Genomic DNA, 20748 nt, shown 5'->3' on the forward strand with positions numbered 1-20748 from the left:
GGTCCGGCGGCGCCTCTTGCCCACCCCACCCGACTGCGCCCCCCAGGCGAGCGACCGTGACCAACCCACCCCAACAGCCCCGCCCCCGGACGCACGAACCTCTCAGGAATGGTCCTGTGCACCGGACGGGCGGGCATGAGCATGCTTTTGATCCCTGTTCCGCCAAGGGGAAATGCAGGGGCGAAGAGCCGTCCCTGAAGGTGACCCCGTCCGGCGCCAAGGCGAAGAGCCATGTCTGAAGTTGGCCGGGTCGGAGGTGTGACGATGCAGGATGCCATCGAGGCTCACTCGTCCGGGGCAGGGCAGGGGCAGCACGAAACGGGTCAGCTGGCGTGGGCCTCGTCATCGGCCAGGATCTCGGCCACCGAACGTCGTTTGGGGGCGTCCGTGCGCAGCAGGCCGCCGGGTTTGATCTCTCGCCAGGTGAAGTACACCAAACCAAGCAGGGCCATCGCGCCGAAGGCGATCCACTGCAAGGCGTAGGACAAGTACGGGCCCACGTCCAGTTGGGGCAGTGGTAGGGCGCCCAGGACGCCGGGGGAGCCTTCCTCCAGTTGTGCGTACCCGGGTCGCAGGGTCAGCCCGGCCGCCTGGCCGACCGTGCGGGAGTCCACCGCGTAGACGTGTTTGCGGCCTTCCTCGGTGAAAGCCGGTCTGCCCTGTGGGTCGCGTTCATCCGCCCGGACGCGCGCGACCAGGTTCACCTGGCCGGTTGGTGCCGGTGCGAAGTCGGGGACACGGACGCCCTCGATGGGGCGGACGAACCCCCGGTCGACCAAGACCACCTCGCCGGTGGCCAGCCGGAACGGGGTCAGGACTTCGAACGCCGCCGCGCCCTGCACTGTCCTGAGGCGGGCTACGGCCTCCGCTTCCGGCAGGTACGTGCCGGACAACGTCACCCGGCGCCACTGGGTCGCGGGGTCGGCGGACTCGATGGGGATGGGCGCGGCTTCGAAGGACGCCCCGATGGCGTCGTTGGTGGCTTTGCGGTCCTCGTAGCGGGTGAACTGCCAGGGAGCGAGCAGGGTGAAGCACGCCGTGGCGAAGACGACCACGACGAAAGCCAGCATCAGCCACCCAGGGCGCAGCAGCGACCGCACCCCGCAACGGTAGACCGGCACCCGCTGTGACCTGGCTCCCGGTCCCGAGACCCCCGCCGGAAGCCCGTTAATGGCAAATGGGAATGGTAAATGGGAATTACTGTCGGGAACTGCCTCCGGTCGCCGGTTCTAATGAAACGGCCTCTTGGTTAATGTCCAATTTCGGGATCAGTGTCCTTACCGATGATTCCGCACGGAGTCCACCCTGCGCCCGGACTCGGAACCTCTGAGGTCACGAGTCTGGGTAACTCCAGAAGGAGCATTACCTTGAGGTTTCGACGAATTAGCGGCTTGATGCTGCTGATGGCGGGCGTACTGGCGGTGTCGACGGCTCCCGCGGGCGCCCACGACCCCGAGTCCCCGGAGGGTCAGGCCGCCGCGAGGGCGTTCATGGCCGACTACGAGCCCGCCGACCGCCGCGCCGCGATCACCGGGACCGCCGCCGGCGTGCCGTGTGTCAACGGCAAGGCCGACATCTACCCCTGCAAGAACGTCGACCTGCTCAGCGTCCTGCCGCTGTCCAACATCGGCGGCGGCAACGGCAACGACATCTGGGGCTGGACCGACCCCACCAACAACAAGGAATACGCGATCATGGGCCGTACCAACGGCACCGCGTTCGTGGACATCAGCACGCCGACCTCGCCGAAGTACCTGGGCAACCTGCCCTCCAACGGCGGCAGCAGCACCTGGCGTGACATCAAGGTCTACAAGAACCACGCCTACATCGTCGCCGACCAGATCAGCGGCCACGGCATGCAGGTCTTCGACCTGACCCGCCTGCGCACCGTGACCTCCGCGCAGACCTTCACGGCCGACACCATCTACAAGGGCTTCGGACCCGCGCACAACATCGCGATCAACGAAGCGACCGGCTACGCCTACGCGATCGGCTCGAACACCTGCAGCGGCGGCCCGCACATGGTCGACATCCGCACGCCGAAGAGCCCGGTCAACGCGGGCTGTGTGTCCCAGGACGGCTACACGCACGACAACCAGTGCGTCATCTACAGCGGCCCGGACACCCGCTACACCGGTCGCGAGATCTGCTTCAACTCCAACGAGGACACGCTGACGATCGTCGACGTGACCACGAAGACCAACCCGGTGCAGCTCTCCCGCACCGGCTACTCGGGAGCCCAGTACTCACACCAGGGCTGGCTCACCGAGAACCAGCGGTACTTCCTGATGGACGACGAGCTCGACGAGCAGCGCAACGCCACCAACAAGAAGACCAAGACCTACATCTGGGACCTGGCGAGCCTGACCGCGCCGCGGCACACCGGCACGTACAGCTCCCCGGTCGACGCGATCGACCACAACATGTACGTCAAGGGCGACTACGTCTACCAGGCGAACTACCGCGCGGGTCTGCGCATCCTCGACATCAAGAACGTCGCGTCGGCCTCGCTGACCGAGGCGGGCTACTTCGACATCTACCCCTCGGCCGACGGCGCGCAGTTCAACGGCGCGTGGAGCAACTACCCGTACTTCCCGAGCGGCAACGTCGTGATCAGCGGCATCGAGCAGGGTCTCGTCGTCGTCAAGCCGAACCTGACCGGCACCCCGGACCCCGACCCGACCCCGGGCGGCAAGTTCGAGAACACCAACAACGTCAACATCCCGGACTACGGCTCCGCTGTCACCAGCGACATCGCCGTCACGGGCCAGTCGGGCAACGCCCCGTCGACGCTGCAGGTGGCCGTGGACATCAAGCACACCTGGCGTGGTGACCTGGTCATCGACCTGGTGGCCCCGGACGGCACGGCCTACCGCCTGAAGAACTCCTCGGGCAACGACTCGGCCGACAACGTGATCGCCACCTACACGGTGAACGCGTCGGCCGAGGTCGCCAACGGCACCTGGAAGCTCAAGGTGCAGGACGTCTACCGCTACGACACCGGCTACATCGACGCCTGGAGCCTTCAGTTCTAGGCCGCCGATGGGACCCCGCCGCGGGCGGGGTCCCATCGGTCAGCCATTTTCCCGAAACTGACAAGAATTACCGGAATAACCCACGGAATAGGCGATGGCTACCGTTCACGGACGGCGGCATCGCCTATTCAGTGTTTCTTGGGTCTGTATTACCCGACTCGGGAATGCGTTTGATGGACGCTGCATGGCCGGGTTCTTCAGTGCGTCCGGACCCAGTCCAGCAGGCCGGGGCAGGCCGCTTCCACCATGGCCAGCACCTCGGCGAAGCCCGCGGCGTCGCCGTAGTACGGATCGGGGACGTCGAGGTCGGCTCCCGCGTCGGGGTCGAACTCGCGCAGCAGTCGGACGGTCGTGGGGTCGGGCACCCGGGCGCGCAACGCGCGGGCGTGTCCGGCGTCCAGCGCGATGAGCAGGTCCGCGTCAAGATGGTCGTCGCCGACCTGGGCGGCGCTGTGGTCGGTCGGGTAGCCGCTGTCGGACAGGACCCGCACGGTCCGTGGGTCGGCGGGGTCGCCGACATGCCAGCCGCCGGTGCCCGCGCTGGTCACCCGGACCTGATCGGCCAGCCCGTCGCGACGCAGGTGTTCGCCGAACACCAGGGCGGCCATGGGGGAGCGGCAGATGTTGCCGGTACAGACGAAGCAGATGTGCACAGGGGAAGGGTAGGGATGGACGAGGAGCCGTGGTGGTCACCGGAGCGAATCCGGCGGCTGCCGGCATCGGAGCGGGCCAAGGCGATGACCAAGCTGACCGAGGCCGTCGAACACCACCTGACGGTCCGCACCGCGACCGACGACCTCGCCCGCCTGCGCTCTAAGCGCTGGTTACGCGAACACGGCCTCACCGCATTGGTGGATTAGATTCTTCAACTCGGTCGAGCCATTCGTGGACCAGGGCGTTGGTGGCCAACCGCGAAGGCCCGGCTGTCCCGGGAGTTCGACGTAGTCGCGGTCGAAGACCTCAACATCAGAAACATGAGCCGGTCGGCGAAGGGCACGGTCGACACCCCCGGCCGGGGTGTGCGGCAGAAGGCGGGCCTGAACCGGGGAATCCTGGTCAACGGGTGGGGCCTGCTTGTGACCCGGCTGGAGCACAAGGCTCGGGGCCGGGTGGTGAAGGTCGACCCGATGTTCACCAGTCCGCGTTGCTCGGCATGCGGGATCGTGGATCGGCAGGCGCGTGAGAACCAAGCCGCCTTCCGGTGCCGATCCTGCGGATTCGCCGCCAACGCCGATGTGAACGCGGCCTGCGGTATTCGAATCGCGGCTGGGCATGCCATGACTGCACGGGGAGGCTCGCCGTTGGGCGAGCCTGCGAACCGTGAACCTCGACGTGACCTCCTCCTCGTGGGGTAGTCGCTGTTGGAATCCCCTGCCTTCCGGCGGGGGAGGATGCCAATAGAATCTCCCCGATGACCAGCACCGGATCCGACGAGCACGCCCTGTTGCGGCACCACGGCGATGTCGACGCCGCGCCTGGCCTGCTCGACTTCGCGGTGAACGTGCGCGGCGAGCGTCCGCCCGCGTGGCTGCGCGACCGGCTCGTCGCCGCGGTGGACCGGCTCGGCACCTACCCGTCCGCCGCAGACGACCTCGCCGCCCGCACCGCCGTCGCCGACCGGCACGGCCGTGACGCGGACCAAGTGCTCATCCTCAACGGCTCCGCCGAGGGCTTCGCGCTGCTGCCGCGCCTGCGGCCCACCCTGGCCGCGCTGGTGCACCCGTCGTTCACCGAGCCCGAGGTCGCGCTGCGCCAGGCCGGGGTGCCGATCCAACGGGTGCTGCTCAGCGCCGACGACGGCTACGCCCTGCGCCCGGAACTCGTGCCCGACGCGGCCGACCTGGTGGTCGTGGGCAACCCGACCAACCCCACCTCGACCATGCACCCGGCCGACCTGATCCGCGCGCTCGCGCGACCCGGGCGAGTGGTGCTCGTCGACGAGGCGTTCATGGACGCGGTGCCCGGCGAGGTCGAATCCCTGGCCCACGACCAGGAAACCCCCGGTCTGCTGGTCTTCCGAAGCCTTACCAAGACCTGGGCGCTGCCGGGTCTGCGCGCCGGATACGCGCTCGGCTCCCCGGCCCTGCTGGGCCGACTCGCCGCCGACCGTCCACAGTGGCCAGTCGGTACGCTGGTGCTCGAAGCTGTCATCGCGTGCAGCGAGCCGCCCGCGGTCGCCGAGACCGAGGTGGCCGCCGTCGAAGCCCTGTCACACCGCGAGGACCTCGTCGAGGCGCTGGAAGAACTCGGTGTCACCGTGACCGGCTCGGCGGCGGCGCCGTTCCTCCTGCTGCGCGTCCCCGATGGTGAGCGCGTGCGCCAAGGCCTGCGGGAACGGGGAATCGCGGTCCGCCGCGCCGACACGTTCCCCGGCCTCGGGCCCGACCACCTGCGGGTCGCCGTCCGCTCACCCGAGCAGTGCGCGCCGCTGGTGGCCGCGCTGAAAGCCGAACTCGCCGTGGAGGTCACCCTGTGACGACCGTCGCCGACGCGGTGGCCGCGCTCGACGCCGCCTACCCGCCCGCGCTCGCCGAGAGCTGGGACGCGGTGGGCCTGGTGTGCGGCGACCCCGCCGAGGAGGTCACCGGGATCCTCGTGTGCGTCGACCCGACCGAGTCCACAGTGGACGAAGCGATCGAACTCGGCGCGCAGCTGATCGTCGCGCACCACCCGCTGTTGCTGCGCGGCGTGCACGGCGTTCCCGCGGACACCCCCAAGGGCTCGCTCGTGCACCGCATGGTCCGCGCGGGTGTCGCCCTGTTCTGCGCGCACACCAACGCCGACGCCGCCGACCCAGGCGTGTCCGACGCGCTCGCCGAGGCGATCGGCCTCACCGTCACCGGCCCGCTCAACCCCAACGCCGACGGCACCACCGGCATCGGCCGGATCGGCACCCTCGACCAGCCCGAGCCGTTCGCCGTCTTCGTCGAGCGGGTCGCCCGCGCGCTGCCCGCCACCGAGGGCGGTGTGCGCGCCGCGGGCGACACCAACCGGCGCGTCCAGACCGTCGCGGTGTCCGGCGGCGCGGGTGACTCCTATCTCAGTGCCGCCGCCGCGGCCGGTGTCGACGCCTACGTCACCGCCGACCTGCGCCACCACCCGGCCAGCGAACATCTCGCCGCGGGCGGGCCCGCCCTGGTCGATGTCGCGCACTGGGCCAGCGAGTGGCCGTGGTGCGACCAGGCGGCGGGCATCCTGCGCGCGGGCCTCGGCGGTACCGTCAGCGTCACCGTCTCCACCATCCGCACCGATCCTTGGACCGCCCAGTCCGCCGGGGCGCCAACCCGAACCGGGAGGTTCACCGGGTGAAAGCCGATCCCGCTGTCCAACGCCGTCTCCTCGACCTCGCAGGCGTCGACGCCGAACTGGCGCGCGTGCAGCACCAGCGGCGCACCATGCCGGAGCTGGCCGAGGTCGCCGACGGCGAGAAGGCCGCGCAGGCCAAGCGGGACGCGCAGGTCGCCGTGCAGATGCAGCTCGACGACCTCGACCGCGAGGTGGCGCGGCAGGAGAAGGAGATCGACGCCGTGCGGGCCCGCGAGGACCGCGACCGCAAGCTGCTCGCCGGTGGCACCGTCGGCGCGAAGCAGCTGACCGACCTCGAACACGAGCTGGCCACCCTGGAGCGCAGGCAGGCCATCCTCGAGGACGACCTGCTCGAGCTGATGGAGCGCCGCGAAGCCGTCGAGATGGACGGAAAGCACGCCTCCGTCGAGCTGGCCAGGGCCGAGGAGGCGCTGGCCGAGGCCAACCGCCGCCGCGACGAGAACCTCGCCGACCTCGACACCAACGAGTCGCGCCGCGACGCCGAGCGCGCCAAGATCCTGCCGGACATCCCGGAGGATCTGCTGGCCCTCTACGAGCGCAAGCGCAAGCAGAAGGGCATCGGCGCGGCCCTGCTGCGCGCCCGCCGCTGCGGCGCCTGCCGCATCGAACTCGACCGCCGCGAGATCTCCCGCATCAAGGACACCGCGGGCGACGAGGTCCTCGAATGCGAGGAATGCGGGGCGATTCTGATTCGGACCCCGGAGTCCGGCCTGTGAAGGTGATCGTCGAGGCCGACGGCGGATCCCGGGGCAACCCTGGCCCCGCGGGCTACGGCGCCGTCGTGTTCGACGCCGCCACCGGCGCGGTCCTCGCCGAGCGGGCGGAGGGCATCGGCCGCGCGACCAACAACGTCGCCGAGTACATGGGCCTGATCGCGGGCCTGGAAGCCGCCGCGGAACTCGGCGCGGACACGGTCTCGGTCCGGATGGACTCGAAGCTGGTCGTCGAGCAGATGTGCGGCCGCTGGCAGGTCAAGCACCCGTCGATGCAGCCCCTGGCTCAGCGCGCCCGCGAACTGGTCCGAGCCTTCCAGAGCGTCGAGTTCGACTGGATCGCCCGCGGGAAGAACACCCACGCCGACCGCCTCGCCAACGAGGCGATGGACCGCCAGGCAGGCATCGAGCCGAAGGTCGCCAAGCCCGCCAAGGCCCCATCGTGGACCGGCGCGCAGGGCGAGCCGACACGGTTGCTGTTGCTCCGCCACGGCCAGACCGCGATGTCGGCGGAGCGCCGCTACTCCGGCCGGGTCGACGTGGCCCTGACCGAACTCGGCGAGGCCCAGACCGAGGCCGCCGCCAAACGGGTCGCCAAACTCGATCACGTCGACGCCACCACCCCGATCGTCGCCTCCCCGCTCTCCCGCACCAGGGCCACCGCGAACGCCGTCGCGGCGGCCACGGGCGCCGAGGTCACCACCCACGAGGGCCTGATCGAAACCAACTTCGGCGACTGGGACGGCCTGACCTTCGCCGAGGCGAGCGCCCGCGACCCGGAACTGCACACCAGGTGGCTGTCGGACACCTCGGTAACGGCCCCCAACGGCGAAAGCATGGACGAAGTCCACCGCCGAGTCCGCAAAACCCGCGACGATTTGATAACCCGATACGGCGGCAAGACCCTGATCGTGGTCAGCCACGTAACCCCGATCAAATGCCTGCTGCGCATGGGCTTGGATGTCGGACCATCGCTGCTGTTCAGACTGCATCTGGACTTGGCGTCGCTGTCAATCGTCGAGTTCTACCCCGACGGCAACGCCTCAGTACGCCTGGTCAACGACACCTCGCACCTGGCCTAGGGAGAAGCCAAACCATCCGACCGGCAACCAGGCCAAAGTCAGCCGGTGAGCGCGACTGGCAAACGAGTAGCGGCCATAAGCCGCGCGAACTCGGACAACGTCTCGTTCAGAGCCACAGCCGCCAACGGACGTACAAACCCGCCCTCCTCAGGCGCGGCAATCATCCGATCGAGCACGAAATGCCCCGGCAGCACGTCATCAGCCCCAAGCGCGCGCAACAACGGCAACAGCGCGAAGTCGATGGCGACGATGTGCCCCTGCGTCCCGCCATTGGCCAGCGGCAACACGGCGATGGACTCGAGCACCCCAGAGGGCAGCAGGTCGAGCAGCGACTTCACCAGCCCGCTGTAGGCCGCCCGATACACCGGACTGGCCACCACGAGCCCATCAGCGCAAGCCACAAGATCGAGCGCCGCCCGGATCTCCGGATGGTCGACATCCTCGGACAGCAGCGCGACAGTCGGCAGGTCCCGTACCGCGATCGTGTGAACCCGGTGTCCCGCCCGCCGTAGCTCGACCTCGGCATGGGCCACCAAGATGCCCGCCCGGGCGCTGGCCGACGGGCTCCCGGAGATGATCACCACCGATGCCATCGCACACCTCCTCATCCCTCTCACCTGAGTAGATCAGGACGCCGCGACCTGCTCAAAGAGCGTCCACACCATGGGAGTGCCAGCCCAGGAGACGCGCTCCGTATCCTTGGTGTGCGGGCGAGTCGGCAGGGCGGCCGCGGCGGTGTGAAAGCATCGGCGAGGAAAGTCCGGACTCCGCAGGGCAGGGTGGTTGTTAACGGCAACCCGGGGTGACCCGCGGGACAGTGCCACAGAAAACAGACCGCCTGGTGAGAGCCAGGTAAGGGTGAAACGGTGGTGTAAGAGACCACCAGCATCTCGGGTGACCGAGGTGGCTAGGTAAACCCCACCCGGAGCAAGGCCAAGAGGGAGCCTCCGGGCTCCTGCGCAGACGTTCGAGGGCTGCCCGCCCGAGTCTGCGGGTAGGCCGCACGAGCCTGCCGGCGACGGCAGGCCTAGATGGATGGTCGCCCACCGGAACTTCGGTTCCGGGGACAGGATCCGGCTTACATGTCGGCTCGCCCGCCCTGTCCGCTCGAAATTTTGAACGCTGGACATACACCGATCGGAGTAACTTCGCGCGAGACGCGCCAGAAGTTCACCTGTGAAATGTCACACCCCGCGTGCACGATGTGGTGCAGGTGGGTGAACTCCGGTGGTGACTGGGAAATTCGGGTGGTCATCGGCTCTGACCAGCCCAGTTCGACCGATGATGTGTGTATCCAGAACACACTCGACGGGAGGGCCTGGGCCAGGTGGATCTACGGAGCGCATCAACTCAGCTACCGATCGTAATGACAATCATGTGCTCCTCATGAGACCCTCCTTGGGGCACAGCACAGACCTGCCGCGCCGGGTGGCACCGTCCGGCGCACTTGGGAGATCGAAATGACCACCCCGACCCTGATGACACTCGTTGACCTCGCCCAACAGCAGCCGACCGACGTCGGCACCACGGGCGTGCGCGACTGGATCCTCAACAACATCATCCCCCTGCTTCTCCTCGTGGTCGCGCTGCTCGTGCTCTGGCTCGGTGGAGGTAAGGGCGACAACGCCGGCGTGATGCGCAGGCTCGGCGGGGTGATCGTCGCCCTGGGCATCATCGGCCTGGCGGTGACCACCAACGCGGGTGAGGGCATCGGCCGCTGGATCGCCGGCCTGTTCACCGGAGGGTGACCTGACGTGCGGATCCGCACCGACGACGAGGTGTACCGGGTCGACGCCGTGTGGCTCGGCCCGCCCAAGGCGACTTTCCCCTGGCGCGCCCGCTACGTGGCCTGGGGCATCGGCACGGTCGTCTTCCTCGTCATCCTGACAATTCTTCGCAACGTGGGGATCGGCCTGTTCTGGTCGTTCTCCTGGGGGATGGTCGCGACCATAGCCATCACCATGTTCATCTGCTCGCGGATCAGTCACGAACGACCCCTTGGTGCGGTTCTTGGCATGTGGGTGCGCGAAGTGACGGCCCCTCGCGAGATCATCGAGGGAATCGGCGGCGCGGCCAGCGCCGCCCAGGTCCGTGTGCGTTCCGAACTGCCCCGGCGACGCCCGCGGGGCCGGAAGCGGAACAACGGTTACAGGGAGGTCAGCGGTGTTCGGACGCGGTAAGCGTGAGCCGGATGTGCTCGCGCCGTACCCGGCGGGACATTCGCAAGGCCAAGCGCAGGGGCAAGGCAAGCACGCGCGCTACGAGCAGGCGGCCGCGCGCAAGCGCGGGAAGCGCCTGCCCGGTGAGCAGAGCCTGCCCAGCTACACCCCGGAGATCGCGACACGCACGATCGATGGCCACCTGCTGCGCACCGGCACCGACGTCTACGCCTGGTACCGGCTCGCCCCGCAGCGCTGGTCCTTCCGGTCGGACTCGCAGCGCCAGGACCTGATCGCGGCCATCGCGGGCCAGTACGCCGAGCTGTCGGGCCGGTGGATGCACCTGCGGGTCACCACCCGGCCGTACCCGATCCGCATGTGGGCCGAGGCGCACGTGCACAACGCGGTCAACCGCCTGCCGGACGTGCCGGGCGCGCTGTCCTTCGACGACTACCTCGTCGGTGAGCAGCAGCAGCTCATGGGCCGCTCGATGGCGGAGAAAGAGGTCTACCTGGGCGTCCAGGTGCAGACCCGCAACGTCATGGACCGCGCCGTGGAGCGCGCCGCGCCGCTGCTGCGCAAGGTCTTCCCCGAGGCCGTCGACGCCGAGCTGCTGGCGATCGAGAGCGAGGTCGAGCACCTCGACCAGGTCATCGGCTCGGCCGGGCTCGAAGGCCGACCGGTCACCGCCGAGGAGATCTCCTGGCTGATGCACCGGTCGTGCTCACTCGGCCTCCCGGCGCCCCGCAACATGCCCGCCGTCCCCGGTGCGGCGTGGGAGCCCGAAGACCTGGCCAGCTTCACCGACGCCGCCGACTTCCACCAGGACCCGTACTCGCCCACGGTCACCGTGCGCGGCCGCACGGGCTCCAACGCCGGGGTCAAACGGCACGTCGCGGTGCTGACCGTCGGCATGATGCACGGGCTGCAGATCCCCGAGATCGACGACCCGTGGGTCCAGCGCGCCGACCGGCTGCCCGCCGCGGTGGAGTGGTCCGCGCGCATCTACGTGCGCAGGCCCGAAGAGGTCCAGGGCGAGCTCGCGCGGCAGATGAACAAGGTCCGCTCCCAGGTCAAGCACTACACCGACGAGCACGAGTTGGAGCCGCCGCAGTCGCTGGCCCGGCAGGCGAGCCGGGTGCTGGAGATCGACGACGAGATGACCTCGGGCTTCACCGCCCTGGCCACCCGCGTCCGCTCCTGGTGGCGCCTTGCCGTGTCCGGCCCGACCGACCGCGACGCCCTGCGCCTGGCCCAGGAGCTGCTCGACCTCTACAAGCCCAAGATCGCCATCGAGCACCCGGAGGCGCAGTACGCGCTGGCCAGGGAGTTCATCCCCGGCGAGCCGCTCGCCTCCGCCGCCTACCTGCGCCGAGGCTCGGTCGTCTGGGCCGCGTCCTCCGTGCCCACGGCTACCGCCGAGGTCGGCGACCGGCGCGGCATCCTGCTCGGCGAGACCTGCACCGCGACCCGTCGCCCGGTCGCGTGGGACCCGTGGATGGCCCAGGAGATCCGCGACTCGTCCGGCCTGACCGCGATGGTCGCCGGGCTCGGTGGCGGCAAGTCCTTCCTCGGCGGTGGCATCGTCTACAAGACGCTGCGCGCCGGGGCGCACTGGACGATCCTCGACCCGTCCGGCCCACTGGCGAAGCTGTGCGAGCTGCCCGAACTGCGGCCCTACGCGCGGCCGATCAACCTGCTCAACGCCCAGGCGGGCATCCTCAACCCGTATCGGGTGGTGGCCGAGCCCAAACTCGACCACTTCCTCGACGAGGAGGACCCGGAGCGCGCCTGGCGCCGGGAGAAGGCGCTGGCCGCCGCGACCCGTCGACGTCTCGTGCTCGACGTGCTGTCCGGCCTGCTGCCCTACGAGGTCTCGCGGCTGCCGCAGAGCCGCATCGTGCTGCTGCGCGCGGTCCGCACGGTCGGCGGTCGCGCCGACGCCGACCCGAGCCTGGTCTTCGACGCGCTGCGCCGCGACGCCAGCGAGCACCACGAGCACGCCGTCGTCGTCGCCGACTTCCTCGACGAGATGAAGGAGCGCATGTCGCTGCTCATCCCCGAGCGCGGCGCCGACCCGTACGACGAGCAGCGCGACGACCGGCTGACGGTCCTGACCATGGCCGGGCTGACCCTGCCCAAGGACGGCGTCGGCCGCGAGCACTGGACTGACGCGGAGGCCCTCGGCGTCGAGATGCTCAACCTCGCCGCCTGGCTCACCCAGCGCTCGATCTACGAGAAGCCCAAGGACATGCGCAAGGGGGTCTGGATCGACGAGGCGTTCTTCCTCTCCGAGGTCCCGACCGGCCGCGTCCTGATGAACCGCTTCGCGCGTGACTCGCGTAAGTGGAACGTCCGGGTGCTGCTGTCCTCGCAGATCCCGGCCGACTTCCTCAAGATCCAGGGCTTCGTCGCCCTCCTCGACTCGGTCTTCATCGGCCGCCTCGACGACGACCAGGCCCAGTCCGACGCGCTGCGCCTGCTCAAGGTCCCGGTCAACGCGGGCTACGAACAGGTCATCGCCAGCCTGGGCAGGCGCCCCGCGCAGCGCGGCGTCGAGCGCGACACCGCTCCCCGCCAGTTCATCTTCGGCGACGGCGCGGGCGGCGTGGAGCGCATCCGGATCGACCTGTCCGGCTCCCACCTCGAGCACCTGCGCTCGGTCATGGACACCACGCCCGACGCCATGCGCGAGCGCAACGCCCGCGCCGCACTGCCCGCGGCCCCCACTGCCCCGGAGGTGCCCGCCCTACCCGAACCGGAGCCGCTCGACGGCTCCACGATGCCCAGTGACGAGGAGTTCGAACGCGCGGCGGAATTCGAGCTCGGCCTGAGTGAGGACGACTTCCTCCTCGAGCCGGATCCGGAACCGTCCGACAAGAAGGACGGCGAGAAGAAACGCGGTCGTGAGGACGCGGCATGAATGATGATGTGCCGTTGCGAGAGTTGATCAAGCTAGTGCCCGGTAGCCCGAGCTCGAGGTTGGTGGACGTCACATGATCACGTTCCTGATGGTGGTGGTCGCCGCCACGCTGCTCTACGCGGCGCGGCGGAGGAAGAGATCACCCCATTCACGCAAGCGGCTCACGATGCTCGCGGTCATCGGCATCATCGGGTTGCAAGCGGTGATCGGCAGTCCCGCCATGGCGCAGGACAACAGCTGTGTCCCCAACCCGGAGCGCCCCGGCGCAGGCATGGTCGGCGCGCTCGACCCGCCGCAGGGCAACGGCGAGGCGAACAGCCCGTACCTGGTCTACGGCTACGCCGGCATGGTCTGGCACGTCTACGACGAGTCGTGCGGCGGTCTGGTGCCCAATGGCGTCAGCGACCCGGGGTCCACGATCGACACGTGGGCGGGCAACGAGCTGTTCAACATCGCCAAGAACATCATCGGCGCCACCAATTCGCTGCACTACACGCTGCTCAACGGCGGTGTCCTCGGCGGACTGAACGAGCAGATCGGCAAAGCGGCCGACTCGGTCTTCAACAACCTCTACACGCAGCTGTTCAGCGTGTTCATGCTGATCCTCGCTGTGCTGATGTTCCGCCAGATCTGGAAGGGCGACCTGGCCACCGTCAGCAAACGTGCTCTCTTCGCGTTCGCGGGCATGTGGCTGGCGGCTTCGTCGATGGTCCTGGTCACCAATTACGACCGGATCGACGACCTGATCGTGCGCACCACCTCCGGCATCCAGGCAGGCTTCGTCGACCCCGAGGACGACCGGGTCGTGCGCCACATCCTGCCGACCGAGCTGCACAACAAGGTCGTCTACGAGAACTGGCTGCGCGGCGAGTTCGGCAGCCCCGACGACCCGAAGGCCGCCGAGTTCGGCAGGCGCCTGCTCGACGCGCAGGCCTGGACGCGGGACGACATCGTCTCCGGGCGCGACGCCGACAACAACGCCGAGCAGGCGAAGAAGAACGAGTACAAGCAGATCGCCACCCAGCTCGGCTCGGCGACCGGCTACTTCAAGGGCACCGACGGCAGCCGCACCGGCGCGGGCATCCTCGCGATGTTCCAGTCGATCGTCTACTCGCTGTTCCAGCTCTTCGCGAAGCTCGCCGTGCTGCTCGCGCAGTTGTTGCTGCGGATCCTCGCGCTGACCGCCCCGGTGATCGGCTTGGTGGCGCTGGTCCACCACGACATCCTGCGCAAGGTCGGTCGCGCGGTCGGCGCGGTCGTGCTGAACGTGCTGGTCCTGGCCATTCTCGCGGGCATCCACTTCAAGTTCCTCGAAATGATCTTCTCTCCGGACGCCAAGCTGTCCCTGCTCACCCAGATGCTGCTGGCCGCGATCGTCACCTTTGTGTTCTTCCTCGTCGGCCGCCCGATGCGCCGCATGTGGCAGATGCTGGAGATGTCGGTCGGCGCGGCGGGCGCGTCGATGCCCGCCGCCGGGTCGGGGATCTTCTCCCGGTTCCGCCGCAACAAGCACCAGGGCACGACCCCTCAGGACGAGTTCTGGGAGACCGTCCGCGAAGGCGAGGACGGTGAGTCCACCGGCCTGGTGAAGCACAGCCAGGGCAACCGCAGGCCCCGGCCCGAGGCGAGCAACCCGGTCACCGCGACGGCCCAGCGGATGGACACCCCCAGGGCCACCATCGGCGCACCGCGCCAGGCCCTCGAGTCGTCCATCACGCGGCTTGGCCCCGGCGACCACGACGTCGTGCTGCCCGGAGTGCCACGGTCCGGCCGCGGTGGTCCGGCGACGATCGTGCGGGCGAGCAGCCGCGTGGTCGACACGGTGCCTGTCGCCGACCGCAACTGGGACCGCGGCGAGGATGCCGTCGTCATCCCGTCGCGGGTGCCGAGCGCCGGATATGCCACGCCCGAGGCGATCTCGATCTCGACCCCGCGCCCCGCGGACGTGGAGATGGTCGCGGGCCGTCCTGTGCATGTCGTCTACCGGCCATCTCGCGGCCTTGAGGTCGCCGAGTCGCCCCGGCGGATGCCGTTGCACGACGGCCCGCGTGAGACCGATTCGGTGGTGAGGTAGCCCGATGCCGATCCGCACCAACCGCGGCCGTGCCGCGGTCTACCGAAAACTCTGGGGCTGGCCGATGCGCTCGCCCAGGCACCTCGCGATGACGGCGGTGATCGCGGCGGTGCTGATCACCGGGCTGGGCATCGTCATCCCGAAGCTCGGGGGCAAGAACGGCCTGCCCGCGTCCGCGTCCACCACGTCGGGACGTCCGGGTTCGGCCACCACCTACCTCGGCAGGCCTCCGCAACCCGGTGTCACCTCGGCGCCGACGTCGCTGCCTACTCGGCTGCCGTCACCCACCCAGCAGCCCTCCTCAGCGCCGGCCTCCCCGGAGGCGCTGGACACCGCCATCGCGTGGGCGGAGGCCTGGGTGTTCCACCCCGCGGGCACCACGACCGAGCGCTGGCTCGACCGGCTGCGCCCGCACACCACCGAGGAGTACCTCCTCGGGAAGCTGTCGACGGTGGAGCCCGCGAACGTGCCCGCGAACGCGGTCACCGGTCGGGCTGAGGTGAAGAACTCGTCCGTGGGCGCCGTCGAGGTCGAGGTGCCCACCGACAACGGAACTCTGCACATCACGGTCATCAAGACCGACAAGGGTTGGCGGGTCTCGGAACACAAGCGGGTGGGCTGATGCGAGCGACAGTGATGATCGGCGCGCTCGCGGCTGGCGGTCTCGTCATCGCCATCACCGCGGGCGTCGTCACCGTCGTGCAGAAAGACCAGATGGCCGACGCCATGCGGGTGGCCACGATGTCGTGCAACGCCACCCTCGGACCCGCGACGACCGGGCCCGCGGGCTCGGGCGCGGCCGACGCGGCGCGGCTCACCGACGAGCAGCGCGGCACGGTCGCGCACATCATCGCGATCGGCAAGCAGCGCAACCTCGCGCCCCGCGCCTGGCAGGTCGCGATCCAGGCCGGGATGACCGAGTCCGGCCTGCGCAGCCTCAATTACGGCGACCGCGACTCGCTGGGCATCTTCCAGATGCGTCCGTCCATGGGCTGGGGTTCGCCCGCCGAGGTCACCGACCCGGTTTACGCGGTCAACAAGTTCTACGACGTCCTGCTCAAAGTCCCGGACTGGGAGAACCAGCGCCCGGGGGAGTCCGCGCAGGACGTCGAGCGTTCCGCGTTCCCCGACCGGTACCACCGGTGGGAGGCGATGGCCGCGCACCTGATCGGCACGCTGGGCGAGGTCGTCAACGCCACCGGCTGCGGTCAGGGTGTCGGCAACCTGCTGCCCGCGCCGACCGCGGCCGCGGGCGGGGCGATCAACTGGGCGCTCGGCCAGCAGGGCAAGCCGTACCAGTGGGGCGCGCTGACCACGCACCAGAACTCGTTCGACTGCTCGAGCCTGATGGTGCAGGCCTACCGGTCCTCCGGGATCACGCTCCCACGCACCTCACGCGAGCAGTACTGGGCCGGGGCGATGCTGCCGGTCGAACAGGCGCAGCCCGGCGACCTGCTGTTCTGGGCCTACGACCGAAGCGACCCCCGCACGATCCACCACGTCGCCATGTACATGGGTGACGGCCGGATCGTCGAGGCGCAGCAGGATGGCGTGCCCGTGCACGTTCGGCCGTTCAAGTTCACCGAAGGCGGTCTGATGGCGCAAGCCGTCCGGCCAGGGGTCTGAGGGAGAAGTCGACATGAGCGAGCTCGCGCAGTGGAGCTATCGAACTTGTGAGGTGGCCGTATGAGCGAGCTTGCGAGTGAATCAGTGTCACAGTGCCTTCGCGAGTGGAGTCACCGAGCTTGTGAGGTGGCCGTATGAGCGAGCTTGCGAGTGAATCAGTGTCACAGTGCCTTCGCGAGTGGAGTCACCGANCGAGTGGAGTCACCGAACCTGTGAGGTGGCCGCATGAGCATGTACGCGCCCGATCCGCTTCCCCGCCACGCGGGACCGCCCGCGTCGAGCACGCCCATCCGCGACTTCCTCGACTCCGCGCCCCGGCCTGGGGTCAGCGAGGGCTACGTGGTCCTGCCCCGCGGGCTCGCCGAGGGCATGCCGCTGCCGTGGCAGCAGGCGATGTCGCACCTGCTGCACGAGTTCCACCAGGTGTACGCGCACCTGAACTGGCCGGAGTACCGGGTGGTGCCGTCGCGCCGGGAGCGGCTGGTCGACCTCGACGAGGAACAGTTGGCCGAGGTCGGCTGCCTGGTGGAGATCGACGTCGACGGCGAACTGGTCTACCGCGAGCGCAACGGCAAGCGGATCGACGACCCGGAGCGGCACGAAGTCCTGGTCTCCTGCCTGGACCCGATTCCCAGCCAGCACCTCAACGCGAACCAGGACACCCCGCCCCGGGGTTTCCCGGTGCAACAGGGCCCGCACTGGGGTTAGCTGGACCCATGACCACTGACCCGAACCCGGACCCCGGCTGGTACTACAACACCCGCACCGGACAGGTCGAGCACGGCGAGATCGGCCGTGCCATCGACCGTCTCGGCCCCTACCCCGACCGCGAGACCGCCGAGCGCGCCCTGCAGATCGCACGGGAACGCACCCAGGCCGCTGACAAGGCCGACCGCGCCTGGAACAACGACGATGACTGACCTCGCCGTTGGGTAGGGTGCGGGTGTGAACTCGCGGGTGATCGGGACAGACGGCGCCGAGGTCGACTTCGGGCGGGTGCGCGCGGATTTCAGCCTGCCGACGCACTTCCCGGCCGCGGCCCTGGCCGAGGCTGAGCGAGCGGTGTCCGACGGGCCGAAAGGCGACCGGGACGACGCCACCCACCTGCCGTTCGTGACCATCGATCCGCCCGGCGCCAAGGACCTGGACCAGGCGATGTTCGTCGAGCGAGTCGGCGACGGGTTCCGGCTGCACTACGCGATCGCCGACCTCGGCGCGTTCGTCGTGCCCGGCGGTGCCCTCGACACCGAGGTGCGCAAGCGCGGCCAGACGATGTACCTGCCCGACGGCAACGTCCCGCTCCACCCGACCGTGCTGTCCGAGGGCATCGCGAGCCTGCTGCCCGACCAGGTCAGCCCGGCCGCCCTGTGGACGATCGACCTCGACGCCGACGGCGAGCCGACGTCGGCCGACATCCGTCGCGCGTGGATCAAGTCCGTCGCCCAGTTCGACTACGAGACCGTGCAGGCGGCGATCGACGCAGCCGACCCGCACCCGTCCATCGCCGCACTGCCCGACCTGGGCAAGCTGCGCCGCGAGCACGCCGTCAAGCGCGGCGCCGTCGAGTTGCAGCTGCCCGAGCAGGAAGTCGAGCCGGACGGCGCGGGCGGCTGGCGGCTCGTGCTGCGCCCCCGCACCCAGGTCGACGCGTGGAACGCGGAGATCTCACTGCTCACCGGCATGGCCGCGGCGAAGATCATGCTCGACGCCGGTGTCGGCGTCCTGCGCACACTGCCCGACCCGGACGACAACGCGATCACCTGGCTGCGGCGCTCCGCGAAGAACCTCGGCATCGACTGGCCGGTGGAGCGCTCCGCCGCCGAGCTGCTCGCCGACCTCGACCCGTCGCGGCCCGACGCGCTGGCCCTGTTCATGGATGCCACCCGGCTGCTGCGCGGAGCCGGCTACACCGTGTTCGACGGCCAAGCCCCGGGCCTGAGCACCCACGCGGGAATCGCCGCGTCCTACGCCCATGTCACCGCGCCGCTGCGCAGGCTGGTCGACCGCTTCAGCACCGAGATCTGCCTGGCTGTCTGCGCGGGCGAGGAGGTGCCCGCCTGGGTCCGCGAGGCGCTGCCCGCGCTGCCTGCGCTGATGGAGGGCTCCGACAGCCTCGCGAGCAAGGTCGACCGCGCCTGCCTCGACCAGGTCGAGGCCTGGGTGCTCAGCGACCGCGTCGGCCACGAGTTCGACGCGGTGGTGCTGCGCGGCGACACCAACTCCGCGGAGATCTTCATCCCCGAGCCGCCGGTGCTGAGCCGGTGCCCGGGGGAGGGACTGCCCGAAGGCGCGACCATCCGGGTCCGGCTGACGGCGGCCGTGGTGGCGGAGCGCAGGGTCGAGTTCGAACGGGTGGAGGACGCGTGACCGAGGTCAGTCAGCTCAAGGTCGGGGTGCTGGGCGGAACCGGGCCGCAGGGCCGGGGCCTGGCGCTGCGCTGGGCGCGCGCGGGCATCAGCGTCGTGCTCGGCTCCCGTTCCGCGGAGCGGGCCGAGTTCGCCGCCGCCGAACTGCGTGAGCTCGCGGGCGTGGAAGCGATCACCGGGCTGGACAACGCCGCGTGCGCCGCGGCAGCCGACGTCGTCCTGGTCGCCGTGCCGTGGGACGGGCACCGGGACCTGCTGGAGTCGTTGCGCGTCGAACTCGCGCAGAAGATCGTCATCGACTGTGTGAACCCGCTCGGTTTCGACAAGCAGGGCCCGTTCGCCCTGCCGGTTGAAGAGGGCAGCGCCGCGCAGCAGGCGGCCGTGGTGCTTCCCGAGTCGCGGGTGACGGCGGCGTTCCACCACGTCTCCGCGGTGCTGCTGGCCGAGCTCGGCGTGTCCGAGATGGACATCGACGTGCTCGTGCTCGGCGACGACCGCGAGGCCACCGACACGGTGCGCGCTTTGGCCGACGCCATCCCCGGCATGCGTGGCATCTACGGCGGCAGGCTGCGCAACGCGCACCAGGTGGAGGCATTCACCGCCAATCTGATCGCCATCAACAAGCGCTACAAGGCGCACGCGGGAATCCGCGTAACGGACGTCTGAGGTGTTCTTCGACGACCTCGGCGAGCCGGTCGCGTTGACCGGGACCCCGTCGCGGGTGGTCAGTCTCGTCCCGTCGCTGACCGAGGCGGTGGAGGCGTCCGCGCCAGGCCTGATCGTGGGCGCGACGGAGTACTGCACCCACCCGCCCACGCTGGACGTGCCAAGGGTCGGCGGCTCGAAGTACCCGACCGTGGACGCGGTGCTCGACCTGCGGCCCGATCTGGTGATCGCCAACTCGGAGGAGAACCGGCCCGAGGACGTCGAGCGCCTGCGGGCTGACGGCATCGCGGTGTGGGTGACCCGGGCGGCCGAGACCGTCCCGGTCGGCTTGGCGTCGATCCGCAGGCTGCTGACCCAGGGCCTGGGGTTGGCGGAGCCGGACTGGCTGCCTGCCGCCGAGGAGGCCTGGCTGCACGCGGAGCCGGTGCGCGCCACCGCGGTGATCCCCGTGTGGCGCAAGCCGTGGATCGTCGTCGGCCGGGACACCTTCGCGGGCGATGTCTTGCTCAGACTCGGTGTCGCCAACGCCTACGCGAACCACGCCGATCGCTACCCGCGCCCGACACTGGCCGAACTGAACGCGACGCCCGCCGAGTTGGCCGTGCTACCGGACGAGCCCTACGAGTTCACCGCGACCGACGGCCCGGAAGCCTTCCCGGACAAGCGATCCGTGCTGATCAACGGCCGGTACCTGACCTGGTGTGGCCCGTCCCTGGTCGCCGCCCGGGAGTCCCTGAGCGCCGCGATAGCCGAGGTCTGCTGAGGCTGACCAAGCCG

Annotated in this window: 21 protein-coding genes and 1 other RNA gene; 19 read left to right on the forward strand and 3 right to left on the reverse strand. The window is 69.6% G+C overall.

From position 1 onward, the window contains the following. Positions 1-323 precede the first annotated feature (323 nt). Entirely contained in the window at positions 324-1121 is a 798-nt protein-coding gene (locus GPZ80_RS25140) for an SURF1 family cytochrome oxidase biogenesis protein (RefSeq protein ID WP_446678431.1), read from the reverse strand. Between the two features lie 246 nt (positions 1122-1367). Between GPZ80_RS25140 and GPZ80_RS25145 the strand changes: the two genes are divergently transcribed. Continuing rightward, positions 1368-3035, forward strand: coding sequence for a choice-of-anchor B family protein (locus GPZ80_RS25145; RefSeq protein ID WP_187223542.1), 1668 nt, complete (start codon positions 1368-1370; stop codon positions 3033-3035). Between the two features lie 197 nt (positions 3036-3232). Here GPZ80_RS25145 and GPZ80_RS25150 read toward each other — a convergent pair whose 3' ends face one another. Further along, complete coding sequence (locus GPZ80_RS25150; RefSeq protein WP_187223543.1) at positions 3233-3688, reverse strand: low molecular weight protein-tyrosine-phosphatase; 456 nt, start codon at positions 3686-3688, stop codon at positions 3233-3235. Between the two features lie 15 nt (positions 3689-3703). Between GPZ80_RS25150 and GPZ80_RS25155 the strand changes: the two genes are divergently transcribed. From GPZ80_RS25155 to GPZ80_RS25180, 6 genes are all read left to right on the forward strand, one after another. Next, on the forward strand, positions 3704-3895 hold the full coding sequence (locus GPZ80_RS25155; RefSeq protein WP_187223544.1) for a hypothetical protein: 192 nt from the start codon (positions 3704-3706) through the stop codon (positions 3893-3895). Between the two features lie 114 nt (positions 3896-4009). Then, on the forward strand, positions 4010-4390 hold the full coding sequence (locus GPZ80_RS25160) for a zinc ribbon domain-containing protein (protein ID WP_187223545.1): 381 nt from the start codon (positions 4010-4012) through the stop codon (positions 4388-4390). 56 nt (positions 4391-4446) lie between these two features. Continuing rightward, positions 4447-5511 (forward strand): Rv2231c family histidinol phosphate aminotransferase CobC, encoded by a 1065-nt coding sequence (gene cobC / locus GPZ80_RS25165; protein ID WP_187223546.1) that lies wholly within the window; start codon positions 4447-4449, stop codon positions 5509-5511. Beyond that, positions 5508-6344: a Nif3-like dinuclear metal center hexameric protein gene (locus GPZ80_RS25170; RefSeq protein ID WP_187223547.1), complete on the forward strand. Its 837-nt coding sequence runs from the start codon at positions 5508-5510 to the stop codon at positions 6342-6344. The genes cobC and GPZ80_RS25170 overlap by 4 nt, the downstream gene beginning before the upstream one ends. Beyond that, positions 6341-7078, forward strand: a complete 738-nt coding sequence (locus GPZ80_RS25175; RefSeq protein ID WP_187223548.1) for a zinc ribbon domain-containing protein — start codon at positions 6341-6343, stop codon at positions 7076-7078. The genes GPZ80_RS25170 and GPZ80_RS25175 overlap by 4 nt, the downstream gene beginning before the upstream one ends. 2 nt (positions 7079-7080) lie before the next feature. Next, on the forward strand, positions 7081-8157 hold the full coding sequence (locus GPZ80_RS25180) for a bifunctional RNase H/acid phosphatase (RefSeq protein ID WP_312880570.1): 1077 nt from the start codon (positions 7081-7083) through the stop codon (positions 8155-8157). Positions 8158-8195: 38 nt separating this feature from the next. Here the strand turns inward: GPZ80_RS25180 and ssuE are convergent, their stop codons facing one another. Continuing rightward, complete coding sequence (gene ssuE, locus GPZ80_RS25185; RefSeq protein ID WP_187223550.1) at positions 8196-8750, reverse strand: NADPH-dependent FMN reductase; 555 nt, start codon at positions 8748-8750, stop codon at positions 8196-8198. 118 nt (positions 8751-8868) lie between these two features. Here ssuE and rnpB point away from each other — a divergent pair. The 12 genes from rnpB to GPZ80_RS25245 all read left to right on the forward strand — a co-directional run bounded on the left by rnpB (position 8869) and on the right by GPZ80_RS25245 (position 20734). After that, positions 8869-9254, forward strand: an RNA gene (gene rnpB, locus GPZ80_RS25190) — RNase P RNA component class A. Between the two features lie 363 nt (positions 9255-9617). Next, positions 9618-9905, forward strand: a complete 288-nt coding sequence (locus GPZ80_RS25195) for a hypothetical protein (RefSeq protein WP_187223551.1) — start codon at positions 9618-9620, stop codon at positions 9903-9905. A gap of 6 nt (positions 9906-9911) precedes the next feature. After that, positions 9912-10337 carry a hypothetical protein gene (locus GPZ80_RS25200; protein WP_187223552.1) on the forward strand — a complete coding sequence of 142 codons (426 nt, stop codon included), beginning with the start codon at positions 9912-9914 and terminating at the stop codon, positions 10335-10337. After that, positions 10321-13239, forward strand: a complete 2919-nt coding sequence (locus tag GPZ80_RS25205; protein ID WP_187223553.1) for an ATP-binding protein — start codon at positions 10321-10323, stop codon at positions 13237-13239. Before GPZ80_RS25200 ends, GPZ80_RS25205 begins: the two co-directional genes overlap by 17 nt. Positions 13240-13312: 73 nt before the next feature. Continuing rightward, positions 13313-15313 (forward strand): magnesium transporter, encoded by a 2001-nt coding sequence (locus GPZ80_RS25210; protein ID WP_187223554.1) that lies wholly within the window; start codon positions 13313-13315, stop codon positions 15311-15313. A gap of 4 nt (positions 15314-15317) precedes the next feature. Then, complete coding sequence (locus GPZ80_RS25215; protein WP_187223555.1) at positions 15318-15935, forward strand: hypothetical protein; 618 nt, start codon at positions 15318-15320, stop codon at positions 15933-15935. Next, positions 15935-16939 (forward strand): C40 family peptidase, encoded by a 1005-nt coding sequence (locus GPZ80_RS25220; RefSeq protein ID WP_187223556.1) that lies wholly within the window; start codon positions 15935-15937, stop codon positions 16937-16939. The genes GPZ80_RS25215 and GPZ80_RS25220 overlap by 1 nt, the downstream gene beginning before the upstream one ends. 225 nt (positions 16940-17164) lie before the next feature. Continuing rightward, entirely contained in the window at positions 17165-17647 is a 483-nt protein-coding gene (locus GPZ80_RS25225) for a hypothetical protein (RefSeq protein WP_312880568.1), read from the forward strand. An 8-nt stretch (positions 17648-17655) separates the two neighbouring features. Further along, positions 17656-17859 carry a hypothetical protein gene (locus GPZ80_RS25230; protein ID WP_187223557.1) on the forward strand — a complete coding sequence of 68 codons (204 nt, stop codon included), beginning with the start codon at positions 17656-17658 and terminating at the stop codon, positions 17857-17859. Positions 17860-17896: 37 nt separating this feature from the next. Beyond that, positions 17897-19306: an RNB domain-containing ribonuclease gene (locus tag GPZ80_RS25235; RefSeq protein WP_376771717.1), complete on the forward strand. Its 1410-nt coding sequence runs from the start codon at positions 17897-17899 to the stop codon at positions 19304-19306. Continuing rightward, a complete protein-coding gene (gene npdG / locus GPZ80_RS25240) occupies positions 19303-19971 on the forward strand; it encodes an NADPH-dependent F420 reductase (protein ID WP_187223559.1) in 669 nt (222 codons plus the stop codon). The genes GPZ80_RS25235 and npdG overlap by 4 nt, the downstream gene beginning before the upstream one ends. A 1-nt stretch (position 19972) precedes the next feature. Further along, positions 19973-20734: a helical backbone metal receptor gene (locus tag GPZ80_RS25245; protein WP_187223560.1), complete on the forward strand. Its 762-nt coding sequence runs from the start codon at positions 19973-19975 to the stop codon at positions 20732-20734. Positions 20735-20748 lie beyond the last annotated feature (14 nt).

It is taken from the genome of Actinokineospora xionganensis (genome assembly GCF_014323725.1).
Classification (GTDB): Bacteria; Actinomycetota; Actinomycetes; order Mycobacteriales; family Pseudonocardiaceae; genus Actinokineospora; species Actinokineospora xionganensis.

What these genes read in the sequence shown, in the direction of transcription:
- GPZ80_RS25210 (WP_187223554.1), top strand. Translation starts at nt 13,313, where the DNA reads ATGATCACGTTCCTGATGGTGGTGGTCGCCGCCACGCTGCTCTACGCG.
- GPZ80_RS25230 (WP_187223557.1), top strand. Translation starts at nt 17,656, where the DNA reads ATGACCACTGACCCGAACCCGGACCCCGGCTGGTACTACAACACCCGC.
- cobC (WP_187223546.1), top strand. Translation starts at nt 4,447, where the DNA reads ATGACCAGCACCGGATCCGACGAGCACGCCCTGTTGCGGCACCACGGC.
- GPZ80_RS25220 (WP_187223556.1), top strand. Translation starts at nt 15,935, where the DNA reads ATGCGAGCGACAGTGATGATCGGCGCGCTCGCGGCTGGCGGTCTCGTC.
- GPZ80_RS25215 (WP_187223555.1), top strand. Translation starts at nt 15,318, where the DNA reads ATGCCGATCCGCACCAACCGCGGCCGTGCCGCGGTCTACCGAAAACTC.
- GPZ80_RS25225 (WP_312880568.1), top strand. Translation starts at nt 17,165, where the DNA reads ATGAGCATGTACGCGCCCGATCCGCTTCCCCGCCACGCGGGACCGCCC.
- ssuE (WP_187223550.1), bottom strand. Translation starts at nt 8,750, where the DNA reads ATGGCATCGGTGGTGATCATCTCCGGGAGCCCGTCGGCCAGCGCCCGG.
- GPZ80_RS25160 (WP_187223545.1), top strand. Translation starts at nt 4,010, where the DNA reads ATGAGCCGGTCGGCGAAGGGCACGGTCGACACCCCCGGCCGGGGTGTG.
- GPZ80_RS25155 (WP_187223544.1), top strand. Translation starts at nt 3,704, where the DNA reads ATGGACGAGGAGCCGTGGTGGTCACCGGAGCGAATCCGGCGGCTGCCG.
- GPZ80_RS25195 (WP_187223551.1), top strand. Translation starts at nt 9,618, where the DNA reads ATGACCACCCCGACCCTGATGACACTCGTTGACCTCGCCCAACAGCAG.